General features: G+C 75.2%; 12 protein-coding genes. 3 read left to right on the forward strand and 9 right to left on the reverse strand.

Annotation, left to right across the window (positions count from 1 at the left end; translation table 11 throughout):
* The first annotated feature begins 10 nt into the window (after positions 1-10).
* Positions 11-1,078 (forward strand): non-hydrolyzing UDP-N-acetylglucosamine 2-epimerase, encoded by a 1,068-nt coding sequence (wecB, locus tag CLV35_RS16175; protein WP_121194531.1) that lies wholly within the window; start codon positions 11-13, stop codon positions 1,076-1,078.
* Here the strand turns inward: wecB and CLV35_RS16180 are convergent.
* From CLV35_RS16180 to CLV35_RS16195, 4 genes are read right to left on the reverse strand one after another with little or no spacing between them, the layout of a single operon-like run.
* The gene (locus CLV35_RS16180) at positions 1,075-3,720 is read right to left on the reverse strand and encodes an FkbM family methyltransferase (protein WP_121194532.1); all 2,646 of its coding nucleotides are present in this window, start codon (positions 3,718-3,720) and stop codon (positions 1,075-1,077) included. The genes wecB and CLV35_RS16180 overlap by 4 nt on opposite strands.
* A complete protein-coding gene (locus CLV35_RS16185) occupies positions 3,717-4,736 on the reverse strand; it encodes a Gfo/Idh/MocA family protein (RefSeq protein ID WP_121194533.1) in 1,020 nt (339 codons plus the stop codon). Before CLV35_RS16185 ends, CLV35_RS16180 begins: the two co-directional genes overlap by 4 nt.
* Positions 4,736-5,812, reverse strand: coding sequence for a DegT/DnrJ/EryC1/StrS family aminotransferase (locus CLV35_RS16190; RefSeq protein WP_121194534.1), 1,077 nt, complete (start codon positions 5,810-5,812; stop codon positions 4,736-4,738). The genes CLV35_RS16185 and CLV35_RS16190 overlap by 1 nt, the downstream gene beginning before the upstream one ends.
* Entirely contained in the window at positions 5,809-6,426 is a 618-nt protein-coding gene (locus CLV35_RS16195; protein ID WP_121194535.1) for an acyltransferase, read from the reverse strand. The genes CLV35_RS16190 and CLV35_RS16195 overlap by 4 nt, the downstream gene beginning before the upstream one ends.
* A gap of 68 nt (positions 6,427-6,494) precedes the next feature.
* Between CLV35_RS16195 and CLV35_RS16200 the strand changes: the two genes are divergently transcribed.
* Together CLV35_RS16200 and CLV35_RS16205 are read left to right on the forward strand one after the other, a co-directional pair.
* On the forward strand, positions 6,495-7,847 hold the full coding sequence (locus CLV35_RS16200) for a glycosyltransferase family protein (RefSeq protein WP_121194536.1): 1,353 nt from the start codon (positions 6,495-6,497) through the stop codon (positions 7,845-7,847).
* Positions 7,844-8,344, forward strand: coding sequence for a hypothetical protein (locus CLV35_RS16205; protein ID WP_121194537.1), 501 nt, complete (start codon positions 7,844-7,846; stop codon positions 8,342-8,344). Before CLV35_RS16200 ends, CLV35_RS16205 begins: the two co-directional genes overlap by 4 nt.
* On the opposite strand, the gene CLV35_RS16210 is transcribed toward CLV35_RS16205, so the two are convergent.
* The 5 genes from CLV35_RS16210 to CLV35_RS16230 form a co-directional block, all read right to left on the reverse strand.
* Positions 8,331-9,566, reverse strand: coding sequence for a S53 family peptidase (locus CLV35_RS16210; protein ID WP_231121940.1), 1,236 nt, complete (start codon positions 9,564-9,566; stop codon positions 8,331-8,333). The genes CLV35_RS16205 and CLV35_RS16210 overlap by 14 nt on opposite strands.
* 98 nt (positions 9,567-9,664) lie before the next feature.
* On the reverse strand, positions 9,665-11,446 hold the full coding sequence (locus CLV35_RS16215; RefSeq protein ID WP_121194538.1) for a hypothetical protein: 1,782 nt from the start codon (positions 11,444-11,446) through the stop codon (positions 9,665-9,667).
* Complete coding sequence (locus CLV35_RS16220) at positions 11,443-12,567, reverse strand: glycosyltransferase family protein (RefSeq protein ID WP_121194539.1); 1,125 nt, start codon at positions 12,565-12,567, stop codon at positions 11,443-11,445. The genes CLV35_RS16215 and CLV35_RS16220 overlap by 4 nt, the downstream gene beginning before the upstream one ends.
* Positions 12,564-13,424, reverse strand: coding sequence for an ABC transporter ATP-binding protein (locus CLV35_RS16225; protein ID WP_231121941.1), 861 nt, complete (start codon positions 13,422-13,424; stop codon positions 12,564-12,566). Before CLV35_RS16225 ends, CLV35_RS16220 begins: the two co-directional genes overlap by 4 nt.
* Positions 13,408-14,244 carry an ABC transporter permease gene (locus tag CLV35_RS16230; protein ID WP_121194540.1) on the reverse strand — a complete coding sequence of 279 codons (837 nt, stop codon included), beginning with the start codon at positions 14,242-14,244 and terminating at the stop codon, positions 13,408-13,410. The genes CLV35_RS16225 and CLV35_RS16230 overlap by 17 nt, the downstream gene beginning before the upstream one ends.
* Positions 14,245-14,277 lie beyond the last annotated feature (33 nt).

Consider the following 14,277-nt stretch of genomic DNA (forward strand, 5'->3'; position numbering starts at 1 on the left):
GGTCGCTGCCATGAAGGTGCTCAGCGTCGTCGGTGCCCGCCCGCAGTTCGTCAAGCTCGCCCCCGTGGCCCGCGCGTTCGCCGGCACCGGCCACCAGCACGTCATCGTCCACACCGGGCAGCACTACGACGCGGTGATGTCGGACGTGTTCTTCGAGGACCTGCAGATCCCCGCGCCCGACGTGCACCTGGGCGTCGGGTCCGGCTCCCACGGCGTGCAGACCGGCGCCATCCTCGCCGCGATGGACGCCGTGCTCGACGAGCACCGGCCCGACTGGGTGCTGGTCTACGGCGACACCAACTCCACGCTCGCGGGCACGCTGTCGGCGGTCAAGCTGCACCTGCCGGTGGCCCACCTCGAAGCGGGGCTGCGCTCGTTCAACCGGCGGATGCCCGAGGAGCACAACCGCGTGCTCACCGACCACGCGGCCGACCTGCTGCTCGCGCCGACCGCGGTCGCGGTCGACCACCTGGCCGCCGAAGGGCTGGCGGAGCGCACCGTGCTGGTCGGCGACGTCATGACCGACGTGCTCTTCACCGTGCGCGACGCGGTGGCCGGGCGCGCGCCCGAGCTGCCCGGGGGCGTGTCCCCGGCTGAGCCCTACCTGCTCGCCACCATCCACCGCGCCGAGAACACCGACGACGAGACGCGGCTGCGCGCCGTCGTCGAGCAGCTCTCGGGCCTGCCGATGCCCGTGGTGCTGCTGGCCCACCCGCGGCTGGTGGCCCGCGCGGCCACGCTCGGGCTCGAGCTGCGCACCGGCTCGCTGCACCCGACGGCGCCGCTGCCCTATCCGGCGATGGTCGCCGCCGCTGCCGCCTCTGCCGGGGTCGTGACCGACTCGGGCGGGCTGCAGAAGGAGGCGTTCCTCCTGCGGGTGCCGTGCACCACGCTGCGCACCGAGACCGAGTGGGTCGAGACCGTCGAGCTCGGCTGGAACGTGCTGCGCGGCGACCTCACCGGCGTCGCCGAGGCCGTCACCCGCCCCAGACCGGCCGACACCGACGCCGCGCCCTACGGCACCGGCGACGCCGCCCGCCAGGTGGTTGCCGCGCTCGAGGCGCGGCTCGGCGCCTAGGACTCCGTCGGGAAGAGCACGTCGGCGAGCCCGCTCTCGCTCGGGCTCAGCCGGCGCTCGGCCACACCCTCGTCGAAGTCGTCGCCCGACAGCGTGAGCGGCACGCCGAGGACCTGCGAGTAGACCTCGGCGATGTGCGCCTCCTGCCCCGCCCACGAGAACTCCGCCCGCAGGGCGGGCTCGGCGACCGCGGCCCGCAGCTCGGCGCGCCGGTCGAGCGCCTCGCGCGCTGCCCGCGCCAGGTCGGCCGGGTCCTCGGCGCGGTGCACGGTGCCGAGCCCCCGGGAGGTCACGAACTCGGCCTGCGTGCGGACGTCGCTCACGCACAGCGGCAGCCCGGCGAGGATGTACTCGAACAGCTTGTTGGTCATGGCCATCTCGTGGCTCGGGTAGTGCAGGATCGGCACCAGCCCGACGTCGGCGCTCGACAGGAAGCCGACGACCTCGCCCGGGGCGACCGGGTCGACGAAGTGCACGCGGTCGGCCACGCCCTGCTCCTGCGCCTGCTCGCGCAGCCGCTCGACGTAGACGGTGCGGCTGTGGGGCACGCAGTTGACCGCCAGGTGCACCCCCGGCAGCTCGCGCAGCGCGGCGATCGCGGTGTCGACCCCGCGCGCCTTCGTCACGCCGCCGCTGTAGACCAGCAGCGGCACCTCGTCACCGAGACCGCACGCCGCCCGCAGCGACGCCCCGCCCCGGCGGGAGGCGGCGCCGGTCGAGGGGATGTTGAGCACGACCGCCGGCCGCTGCTCGAGGCCGTAGTCGGCCACCAGCTGGTCGGCGATGGGCTCCGACACCGTGATGACGCGCGCGGCGCTGCGCACGAACTCGGCCTCGAGGTCGGCCCAGGCGGCGACCACGCGGCGGGTGCGGCCGCCGTACTGGGACAGGCCGCGGACGTACTCGTGGGCGTCGTAGAGCCAGGGCACTCGCCGCGGCCGGGCGGCGAGCAGTGCGCGCGAGCTCGCGTCGGCGGCGATGCCGACCACCTGCACGTCGTGGGCGTGCACGAGGTCGGCGCCCAGCAGGTCGAGCACCGGACCCATGGCCAGCTCGTAGTCGCCGACCTCGGGCAGCAGCCGGCGCCAGGACGCGCCGACCGCGGTGCGGTGCCAGGCGCCGTCCCAGACCCGCCAGCCCTTCTTCAGGGCGCGGTCGAGCTCGCTGCCGGCCTTTGAGCGGGCCTTCACCGCGGTGCCGCGGCCGATGACGGTCGCCCGCAGCGCGTAGGACTGCGCCGCCAGAGCGACCGGCCGCTCGCCCTGCGCGCGGGCCTGCTTGAGCCGTCCGGCGGCCGAGCGGCCGCGCCGCGCCGTGACGCGGACGCGCGCCCACGCGGTGAGCCGGGCCTCGCGGTCGGGGTAGCCCAGCGGCGGGCGCCAGCGCCGGGCCGACTCGCGGCGCGTGCGGCGCGCCTCGCGCAGCCGGTAGTCGACCGGCACGCGCACGACGGTGACCGGGCCCAGCGCGGTGACGACCGGCTCCGGCTCGCCGGTGATGCCCAGGACCGTCACCCGCAGGCCCATGCGGGCGACCGCGAGCGCGACCTTCTTGACCCGCGTGTCGGTCGACACGTCGTTGCTCACGAGCATGACGACGTGCTGCGGCTGCTGGCTTCCGGGCTGCTGGCTCACGGGCGGGGGGGCGTCGCGGGTGGCGTCGAGCGCCCGGCGCCAGGCGTCCGCGAGCTCCCAGTGCCCGGCCGACAGGGGCTCGGGCACGAACAGCCACATGAAGTGCTCCATCTGCTTGTCGCCCACGATCTCGGCGGCGGGCTCGAGCGGGCCGGGGCCGGTGAGGTGGTACCAGGTGTAGCCCCAGTCGGCGATCGCCCGGGTCAGCTCCTCCTCGCCGCGCCCGTGCAGCACCTCGCAGAAGACCCACGGCCGGTGCTCGGCGACGGTGCGGGCGGCGCCGCGCAGCACGGCCGGCTCGGTCGTCTCGGTGTCGACCTTGAGCAGCCCCGGCACCACGCCCGTGCGCGCGACCCACGCGTCGAGGGTCTCGAGCGGCACCTCGATCGAGGTGTGGTTGGGACGGAAGTCGGGGTTCAGCGAGTTGCTGCTGTCGCTGGTGTCGGAGAGGTAGAGCTGCGCGGTGCCCTCGGCGTCGCCGAGCGCGACCTCCTCGACGAGGTAGGGCAGCCCGTTGCGGGCGCCGGTGACCCGGGCGATGCGGGCGAGGTCGGGCGTCGGCTCGAACCCGACGACCTCGCGCTCGCTGCACGATCGCGCCAGCAGCGCGTAGGGGCCGACGTTGAGCCCGATGTCGAGCACCGCACCGGCCGGCGCCTCGGAGAGCGCGGCGAGGAAGTGCGGGAAGCTCGAGGCCTCGTAGCCAGCGAGGTCCTCGCGCTGGAGGACCTTGGGCACGAACTTCTCGGCCGGCGCGGTCATCCGGAGCTCGCGCAGCACGACCGGCTGCTCGTCGCCAGGGCGCACCGGCACGTGCATCGTCACCTCGCGCGGGCGAGGCGGGGCCGGCGGCTTGGGCGGCGGGGGCGGCGGCGCCGGCTTGGGCGGCGGGGGCAGCGGGCCGAGCAGCGCCTTGCGCACGAGGCGCAGGCGGGTGCGGGCCGGCTTCGGCAGCGCGTCCATGACGGTGCGCTTGCCCCTGGACAGCAGGGCGGGGACGGCGGTCATACCTGCGGCACCGCCACGGTCTCGCCGCTGTCGGCCGAGCGCAGCATCGACTCGGCGACGGCGACCACGGCCAGCCCCTGGCGCATCGTCACGATGTCGGCCGCCCCGGCGTCGCCGGCGCGCACGGCGTCGGCGAAGGCCCGGTGCTCGGTCACCAGCGGCTCGGGCTTGGCGATGGCGAAGCGCACGACGTCGCCCTCGCTCACGCCGCGGAACTTCGCGATGGAGTCCCACGCCGTGGGCATGGTCCCGTTGGCGAAGAACGTGAGGTCGGCCGTGAGGGTGTCGGCGACGAACGCGCCCTTCTCGCCGGTCACGATCGTGACGCGCTCCTTCATCGGCGAGAGCCAGTTGACCAGGTGGTTGGTCACCGTGCCGTCGGCGAGCTGGCCGACCGCCGTGACGAGGTCCTCGTGCTCACGGCCGCTCTTGTAGGCGGTGCGCGCCGACACGCTGCGGAACTCGCTGCCGGTCACCCAGGCGGTCAGGTCGATGTCGTGGGTGGCGAGGTCCTTGACCACGCCGACGTCGGCGATGCGGTTGGGGAACGGGCCCTGCCGCCGGGTCGCGACCTGGTAGACCGCGCCCAGCTCGCCCTCGCGCAGCCGTGCGCGCAGGCTCTGCAGGGCCGGGTTGTAGCGCTCGATGTGGCCGACCGCGCCGATCAGGTCGGCGTCCTCGAAGGCGGCCGCGATGCGCTTGGCCGCGTCGATGTCGGAGGCCAGCGGCTTCTCCACCAGCGTGTGCACCCCGGCGGCGGCGAGCGCCAGCGCCACGGGCTCGTGGAAGCGGGTGGGGACCGCGACGACGCACATGTCGATGCCGACCTCGATCAGCGCCTCGACGCTGGCGAGCACCTCCAGCTCGCCCGCGACGCCGTGCGGGTCGCCGCCCGGGTCGGCCACCGCCACGAGCTCGACGCCCTCGGACGAGCGCAGCACGCGAGCGTGGTGGCGGCCCATCATGCCGAGGCCGATGAGCCCTGCGCGCAGCGTGCCGGTGGCGGGCCTGGCCATCAGGCGCCGGCCTTCGCGCAGGCGTTGACCGCGGTGACGATCGTCTCGAGGTCGGCCTGGGTCAGCGAGGGGTGCACGGGGATCGAGAGCACCTCGCGCGCGGCCCGCTCGGTCTCGGGCAGGTCGAGGTCGAGCGCGAACGAGGGCAGCCGGTGGTTGGGGATCGGGTAGTAGACCCCGCAGCCGACGCCGTGCTCCTCGCGCAGCGCGGTGGCGAACCGGTCGCGGTCGCCCTCGACCCGGATCGTGTACTGGTGGTAGACGTGCGTCGCCTGCGGCGCCACGGGCGGGGTGGTCACGCCCTCGAGGTGGGCGTCGAAGAACGCCGCGTTGGCCTGGCGCTGGGCCGTCCAGCCGGCGAGCTTGGTGAGCTGCACGCGCCCGATGGCCGCGTGGATGTTGGTCATGCGGTTGTTGAGGCCGACCAGCTCGTTCTCGTACTGCTTGTCCATGCCCTGGTTGCGCAGCAGCCGGACCCGGCGCTCGACGTCGCCCTCGCACGAGACCATGCCGCCCTCGCCGGAGGTCATGTTCTTGGTCGGGTAGAGGCTGAACATCGCGAAGGTGCCGAACGAGCCGACCGGCGCGCCGTCCCACGCGGCCGCGTGCGCCTGGGCAGCGTCCTCGTAGACCTGCAGCCCGTGCTGCTCTGCGATCGCGCCCAGCCGGGTCATGTCGGCGGGGTGGCCGTAGAGGTGCACCGGCATGACGCCCTTGGTGCGCGGGGTGACGGCGGCCTCGACGGCGGCGGGGTCGAGGCAGAAGTGCTGCGGCTCGATGTCGGCGAAGACGGGCGTCGCGCCGGTGAGCGCCACGCTGTTGGCGGTCGCCGCGAAGGTGAACGACGGGACGATCACCTCGTCGCCGGGGCCGACCCCCGCGGCGAGCAGCCCGAGGTGCTGGCCGCTGGTGCCGCTGTTGACCGCGACGCAGTGCCGGCCGCCGACCACCTGCTCGCCGAACTCCTGCTCGAACGCGGCCACCTCGGTGCCCTGCGCGAGCGCTCCCGACGCCAGCACGCGGTCGACGGCGGCGCGCTCCTCGTCGCCGATGATCGGCCTCGCTGCGGGGATCATGCGTGCTCCTCGTCCTTCTCCTCGACGAGCCGGTCGTCCAGCTCGACGTAAGTCTCCCCCGTCACCGGGTCGCGCCAGCGGTCGTCCACAGCCCGCTCGAGCGGCTCGCCGGACTTCCCCACCCACTTGACGCGCCGGGCGGGCACTCCGGCGACGAGCGCGAAGTCGGGGACGTCGCGCGTCACCACCGCACCGGCCGCCACCATCGCCCAGCGACCGACGGTCACGGGCGCCACGCACACGGCCCGCGCGCCGACCGACGCACCCTCGCGCACGGTGACGCCGACCGGGTGCCAGTCGTCGGCGCGCTTGAGCGCCCCCGACGGGTCGACCGAGCGCGGGAAGTGGTCGTTGGTGAACACCACGCCCGGCCCGACGAACACGCCGTCCTCGAGGACGGCGGGCTCGTAGACGAGCGCGAGGTTCTGCAGCTTGCAGCGGTCGCCGATGCGTACGCCGCTGCCGACGTAGGCGCCGCGCCCGATGATGCAGTCGCGGCCGACGACCGCGTCCTCGCGCACCTGCGCGAGGTGCCACACCGAGGTGCCGGCGCCGATCGAGGCGCGGTCGTCGACATCAGCGCTGGGCTGGATGCGTACGTCGTCGTGCGGCATGCGCGAGCGGCTCCCCTAGGGTGTGGCGCCGGAGGTTCTGGCGGTCAGCGAGGCTAACAGGAGGGTGCATGGGGTTCGGGGCGCGCGCGCCGCACGTGCTGTACGTGGCGTGGGGCTACCCGCCGTGCAGGAGCGGCGGCACCTACCGCGCCCTGGCGACGGCCAACGCCTTCGCGCGCGACGGCTGGGACGTCACGGTCCTCACCTGCGAGCGCGAGGTCTTCGAGCGCTACACCGGCGTCGACACCTCCCTCGAGCCCCTGGTCGACCCGCGCATCCGGGTCGAGCGGGTGCCCTTCGAGTGGCCGGCCCTCGAGCCCGACCTGCGCTCGTGGTCGCTGCTGCGCGCGGTCTCGCCGCCGGCGTGGGCGAAGCTGCGGCGCTCGCTCGACCAGCGCAGCTTCCCGGAGCCGGCCTACGGCCCGTGGCGCCCCGTGCTCGAGGCCGCGGCCGAGCGGATCCACGCCGAGCACCCCGTCGACCTGTGCGTGGCCACGGCCAACCCCCACGTCGACTACACCGCTCCCCTGCGCCTGCACGAGCGCCACGGCGTGCCGTTCGTCGCCGACTACCGCGACGCCTGGTCGTTCGACGTCTTCACCGGTGCGGTGCTCCACACGCCGGACTCCCGCCAGGGCCGCTGGGAGGCGCGCGTGCTCGAGGGCGCCGCCGAGGTGTGGTTCGTCAACGAGCCGATCCGCGCACGGCAGGCCGCCGAGCACCCGGCGCTGGCCGACAAGCTGCACGTCGTCGCCAACGGCTACGACCTCGAGCTGGCCGCCGAGGGCGTCGCCCGTCGACCCTCCCCCGACGACGGGCTCGTGTTCGGCTACATCGGCACGATCTCGCGCCAGGTGCCGGTCACCGAGCTGGTCGAGGGCTGGCAGGTGGGCCGCGAGCGCTCGGAGCTGCTGGCCCGCTCGACCGTCGCGCTGCACGGCTACATCGGCCACAACGCGCCGCTGCCCGCGGTCGAGGCGGCGGTCGCGGCCGGTGCGTCGGTCGGCGTCGACTACCGCGGCCCGGTGCCGAAGGCGCAGGTCGAGTCGGTCTACGAGGGCTTCGACGCGCTGCTGCTGGTGCTCGGCACGGGCACCTACGTCACCTCCGGCAAGGTCTACGAGTACCTCGCCACCGGCCTCCCGATCGTCTCGGTGCACGACCCGGCCAACGCGGCCAGCGAGGTCGTACGCGGCTACCCCCTCTGGTTCCCCGCCGCCTCGCTCGCACCGGACGACGTGGCCGCGGCGCTCGCCGCGGCGGCCGAGGCGGCTGTGGGCGCGAGCGAGGAGACCCGTGCGGCGTGCGTCGCCTACGCGCGGCAGTTCCGGCGCGAGGCGCAGCTGGCGCCGCGGGTGAGCGCGCTGCGCGAGCTCGTGACGCAGGGCGCCGCCCCCGCCGACGGCGCGGTGTCCGCGTGAGCCGCGAGCTGCGCGCGCTGCTGGTGCTCGGCGGCCCCCGCCTGGTGCGCGGCCCGCTGCTCGAGGCGGTCGAGCGCCTCGGCAACGCCGGCTGGCGCGTCGACGTCGTCTGCTGGCGGGGCCTCGACGACGAGCTGCGCGAGACGGTCGCCCTCACCGGCGGCGAGGTCGTGCTGCCGGGCGCCCTCGCCCCGGCGGCGGCGCCGGGACGCACCCGCCTGCCGCAGGGGCGCATGGTGCGCGGGCTGCAGCGGCGCTGGGACCGGCTGGCCCGCGCGGCGGCGGCACGCGTACCCCCGTCGCTGGGCTACGCCCGCCTGGTGCGCGGCGACCTCGACGCCCGGCGCCTGTGCGACGCGTGCGACGTCGCGGTCGCTGTCGACCGCGACGCCGCTCTCGCCGTCTGGCTGCTGGCCCGGCGCCGCCCGGACCTCACCGCGCTCTCGGGCGTCGCGGCGCTGCCCAGGCTGCTCTCGAGCTCCCTCAGAACGCGCTGAGCCCGTTGGGCGTGCCGAGCCCGGTGGGCCCGTCCCAGCCCGCACCCGCGTGGCACCACACCGGGGTCGGGCAGCTGCCGTTGCTGCCCGTGGTCACGTCGAAGAGCCCGCCTGCGTGCGCCCACGTCCACGACGCGGGGTAGCCAGACAGGTTGCCCGCCTGGGCGTAGACCGAGGCGACGATCGGCGACGACGCGCTCGTGCCGCCGAACACCAGCCAGCCCTTGTAGCCCTGGTAGCTCGTCGAGTCGTAGACCGCGACCCCCGTGCTGGGGTCGGCCACCGCGGCGACGTCGGCCGTCGCCTTGCCCGAGCACTGCGTCGCGGCGGTCTGCCACGCCGGCTTGGCGTTCAGCGTGGAGCAGCCGGAGCCGGCGCCCGTCCAGGCGCTCTCGGTCCACCCGCGCGAGGTCCCCGACGCGCGGCTCAGGGCGGTGCCTCCCACAGCGACCACCGAGCGGTAGGACGCGGGCGAGGAGATGGCGTAGCCGTTGTCGCCGGTCGACGCGGTGATGGCGATTCCCGGGTGGTCGTAGGCGCTGCTCGACGCGCTGTCGCTGCCGCCGTAGGAGTTGCTGATGGCGGTGGCACCCTTGGCAGCCGCGGTGTTGACCGCCGCCGCCAGGTTCGTGAACGACGCCGACGAGGCCTCCACCAGCAGGATCCGGCAGTTCGGGCAGGTGGCGCTCACCATGTCGAGGTCGAGCGAGATCTCCTGCGCCCACCCTCCGTTGCTGCGCGGGTAGGACGTCCCGCCGCGCTGGTCGAGCTTGCGGAAGCAGCCGTTCGCCGTCGTGCACGCGGGCAGCCCGTAGGTCGAGCGGTAGGTCGCGAGGTCGCTCTCCGCCGTCGGGTCGTCGTAGGCGTCGACGATGGCGACGACCGGTCCGCTCGGCGTCGCTGCCGTGGTGGCCGGCAGGCGGTAGGCGGACTGGATGTCGGCCGGGCCGTAGCCCGACGGCCGGGTCGCCGTCGCACCGTCCGGCGCACGGGACGCCGGCGCGCTGCCGTTGACGTCGTCGCGCAGGAGGGCGTGGCAGGCGGCGGACCCGGGTGCCGGGCTGCTGCAGACCTTGTGGGACCGGTGCGCGAGGCCGACCGGCGAGGGTGCGGCGGACGCGGGCGGTGCCACGACGGCGCCGACCAGGGCGGCCGCGGCGGCGGCCGGCGCGAGGCGGCGCAGCAGAGCGGTCAGAGGACGAGCCGAGGAGCGTCGAGCCACAGGGACCTCCGGGAGGTGCTCCGGCCCAGGAGCGGGCGGGGCGGCTGGTGTCGCGCAGTGCGACGACGAGGACCCACAGAGTGACACAGCATCGTGCGCTACGTCACCTTTGTCCGGTTCCGCCCCCCAGCCAGCCCCGGAGCACCTGCGCGGCGAGGCGGCCGTCGTGCAACGTACGCGCGAACGCCGGCCCGCGCGCCGCCACCGACCGCGCGGCGGCGCGGTCGGCGAGCACTCCTCGAAGGACCCGCTCCACGGTGCCGGGCGTCGTCTCGAGGACCGGCACCTCGAGCGGGATGCGGCGGCGCACGCGGTCGTGGACGTGGCCCAGGACCACGCGGCCGGCGGCCATCGCCTGGATCGACAGCGTCGCGTAGTTGCCGATGACCACGTGGTCGATGAGCACGTCGGCCTCGCGCAGCGCGCCGGCCACCTCGGCGGGGGGGCAGGGAGCCGTAGCGGCGGTACTCGAGCAGGCCCTCTGCCTCGAGCGCCGCCAGGACCGGCTCGATGGCGTCGGTGCCCTTGTAGCGCGGGTTGGTCGGCGCGTGCACGACGACCGGGACCTCGCGCTCGAGGACCGGCGGCGCGGGCGCGAAGTCGGACTCGTCGACGACGATCGGCAGCCAGACGCCGAACGGCACCGAGTCGAGCAGGTCGGGCGTCGCGACGAAGACCGGGCCGCCGATGCCGGGCAGCAGCCGCACGTTGCGGTCCGAGGTCTCCTGCAGGGCAGCGTTGTCCGGCCACTGCGGGCCGAAGGGGGCGTGCTCGTAGAGCGCGGCGGCCGCACGCGGCGAGCGGACCTCGGAGCCGTGGCACAGCACGGCGAGCGAGACGCCGGCGCGCCGGAAGGCGGCGAGGTCGCCGGAGACGACCGAGCCGTTGAGCAGGCCGAGCAGCGGGCGCAGCGACTCCGAGAGCGCGTGGGTCCACGAGAGGGCGCGCGGCAGGTGGGCCACCTGCCACTCCAGCGAGTCCCACTCCTCGGCGGTGGGCGTCACGTCGGCCGGGAAGTCGAAGCCCGGCCGCTGCACGGCCACCACGTCGACGGCGGCGTCGAGGCGGTCGCGCACCGCGCTGCCCCACGCCCAGCCCTGGCCGGCGAAGTTGGCCGGCCCGATGCCGAGGCGGACGCCGGGCAGCGGCTCGCCCGGCTCGGGGTCGGGCGCGGGCAGGGCGTCGGGTGCTGCGGAGATCCCGACCGAGCGCAGCGACGGACCCCAGACCGCCGCCTGGGCCCCGGCGGGGACCACCGCGGCCGCGCGCTGGCGCCACCGGCGCTCGGCCACCTCGACCGCCTCGCCACGGACGCCGGTGCGCGCCGGGCCGGGCACGTAGAGGGTGGGCAGCCCGAGCGAGGCGGCGAGCACGAGGGCCTCCGCGCCGCAGGCCACCACGACGGCCGGGTCGAGGCGGGCGACCTCGACGTCGAGCGCCTCGGCGTAGGCGGTGAGCAGGTCGAGCTCGGCCACGAGCTCGGCGTACGGCAGCGGCTGCTCGCGCACGCGCTCCCGCACGCGGCGCAGCGCCTTGCCCTCGGCGACCGCCTGGACGCGGCGCGGGCTGCGCCGCGACGCACCGCTCGCCTCGAGCGCGCGGCGCTGCTCGTCGAGCGCGAACAGCCGGTCGGCGAGCGCCTTGAGCTGGGTGGCCTGGGGGTGGGGCGGCGCGGCGGGGGGCGGCAGGCGTACCCACTGCTCGCCCTGCGAGGTCGTGCCGGTGGCGCGCGACCCCACCCCCGTCACGAAGACCGAGGCGGTGCGCCAGCCGGCGGCGCGCGCCAGCGAGCGGGCCAGGGCGGCGTCGTCGTCGTAGCCCAGCCGGGCGTCCCAGACGGTCACGAGCAGCGGGGTGACGAGCTGCGGCGCGTCGCTCACGTGGCGTCCTTCCGAGCCAGCCGCGCGACGGCGGCGGCGAGATCGTCGTAGGCGGAGGGACCGTACAGGTTGGCGGCCGCCCACTCGCGGGCCGACGCGCGGGAGCGCTCGAGCGAGCCGGGGTCCTCGGCCCAGCCGCGCAGCGCAGCGGCGAGCCCGGCCGAGTCGGCGACCACGACCCCGGCGCCGGACTCCCCGGCCAGCTCCACCATCCGGGGCAGCGGCGTGACGGCGAACGCGAGCCCGGCACCGAGGAACTCGTAGAGCTTGGTCGGCACCGCGTCGCGGAACGCCGGGGTGTCGTCGAGCACGGCGAGCCCCGCCCACGCGCCGGCCGCGAGCGCCCAGGCCGCGCGCGGCGGCAGGCGGCCGTGCAGGCGGACACGGTCGGCAGCCGGCGAGTCGGCCAGCCAGGCGTCGAGGGCCGCGGCGTCGGCCGGCGCGACGGGGCCGACCAGGTCGAGCGTCCAGCCGGGCGCGTCGGCGAGCGCGTCGAGCATCGTGAACAGCCCGCGCGAGCGGCGCAGGTCGCCCACGGACACAGCGCGCGGGGCGGGCTCGGGCGGGCCCGGCTCGGGCAGGTAGCCGCCGTCGGGCAGGTTGCGCACGACCCGCCGGTCGCGCGCCGCCGCCGGGGGCACGTGCTCGTCGGCGACCACCGTCACGTCGGCCCGCCCGGCGACGGCGTTGGCCGCCGACACCACCGCGCGCGCGACGAGCCCGACGGCGCCGCGGGCCCAGCTGCGGTCGCGGAGCAGCCGCGCGTAGTCCTCGTGGACGTCCGCGACGAGCGGGCGGCGGCGCAGCAGCGAGCAGGCGTACGCGGCGGGCAGGGTGTCGGGGTCGACGACCATCAGCACCCGGCCGCGGGAGCGCCACGGCAGCAGCAGCGCGTCGAGCCCGCGCCGGGCCAGCGAGCCGCGCGGGTGGGTGGTGACGCGGGCCGCGCCGGCGGGTGCGCCCGCCGGGTCGCCGAGGCCGAGCACCTCGACGGAGAGCCCGGCCCGCACGAACGCGGCGACGTGGCGGTGCAGGCGCGCGTCGGCCACGTCGTGGCCGGAGGTGACGAGGGAGACGTCGGGACGGCTTCCAGGTCGTCGGCTTCCAGGTCGTCGGCTCACAGGTCTTCGTCGCTGACCGCCGAGCCGCCCTTCTGCACCCCCATGAACTCCTCGTAGGCGCGCACGATGTGACCGGGCTGCCCCCACTTCATCAGCCGGCCCTCGTGGAGCCAGATGGCCTCGTTGCACATCGCTCGGATGCTCGCGAGCCCGTGGGTGACGAGCAGCACCGTGCGTGAGGTGTCCTCGACGACCAGCTCGCGCATCTTGGCCTCGGCGCGCTGCTTGAACTTCGCGTCGCCGGCCGAGAGCGCCTCGTCGACGATGAGCACGTCGGGCTCCATGTGGACGGCCACGGCGAAGGCGACGCGGGAGTACTGCCCGGAGGAGTAGGTGCGCATCGGGCGCTCGAGGATGTGCATGTCGACGCCGGTGAAGTCGGCGATCTCCTCGAAGCGGCGCTCGATCGCCGCCCGCGACAGCCCCGCGGCGAGCCCGCCGAGCAGGATGTTCTCGCGGCCGGAGAGGTTGCCGTTGAAGCCGACGCCGAGCGCCAGCAGCGTCGAGACGCGCCCGTTGACGACGATGCGGCCCTTGCTCGGCGGGAGGATGCCGGCGACGGCGCGCATGAGCGTCGACTTGCCCGCGCCGTTGGCGCCGACCACGCCCAGCACCGCCCCGGGCATGACGTCGACGGAGACGTTCTTGAGCGCCTCGACCTCGTAGACCTCGCGCCGGCGGCGGCGCACCTGCGCGGCCAGCCGGGCGCGGAGGTCCTGCTTGCCCAGGCGGGCGCGCTCGGCCCGCGTCAGCTGCGGCGCCTCGACCGAGACCCGGTAGGTGACCGACAGGTCCTGGATGCTGATGGCCGGCTCGTGGGTCGTGCGCCGGGCCTGCAGCTCAGAGACGGAAAGCAAACTCACGCTCCCGGGAGACGAAGAACAGCCCGCCGACGACGAAGATCGCGAGCGCCCAGGCGGTGCCGGCCAGCCACCAGCTCAGCGGCAGGACGTCGCCCTGCACGAGCAGCTCGCTCCAGCACGCCATGACGTAGAAGAGCGGGTTGAGCGGGTGGGTCCAGCCCGGGAACCGCTCGACGGTCAGCAGCACCGGCGAGAGGTAGAGCCAGATGCGGATCATGTAGGGCAGGAAGCTCGACGTGTCGCGCACGAACACCTGCAGGGTGGCGAAGAACATCGCGAGCCCGGCGCCCATCACGGTCATCTGGGCGATGCTCACGACGCCGAGCAGCAGGTGCGGGCCGATCGGGCAGCCCTGGATCACGTGGACGACGGCGTAGACGACCAGCGTCGGCAGGAAGCGCCAGAACGCGACCAGCGTGGACGACAGCGGCAGCAGCGCCCGCGGGAACGCGGTGTTGATGAGCAGCTTGCCGCTCTTGGTGACCGAGCGGGCGCCCTGGCTCAGGCAGCCGGTGACGTAGTAGTAGGCGAACAGCCCGGCGAGCAGGTGCGCGAAGTAGTAGGGCTTCGCCGAGGCGCTGCTGTGGCTGAGGACCCGCACGAGCAGGAAGTAGACGGTGCCCAGCAGGAGCGGGTTGAGCACCAGCCAGAGCTGCCCGAACACCGTGTCGACGTTCTGAGTGTGCAGCTCGGCCCGGGAGAACTCGACCGCGAACTCGCGACGCGCCCAGAGCTGGCGGAAGTAGCGCCCCAGCGGCGGCAGACCGACCTTGTGCGGCTCGTAGACGTGGCGCTCGAGCGCTGTTTCGGCCATGCGGCGGCTCGCTCCTCGCGCTGCTGGTGACGG

The sequence above is a fragment of the Motilibacter peucedani genome (genome assembly GCF_003634695.1).
Lineage (GTDB): Bacteria > Actinomycetota > Actinomycetes > Motilibacterales > Motilibacteraceae > Motilibacter > Motilibacter peucedani.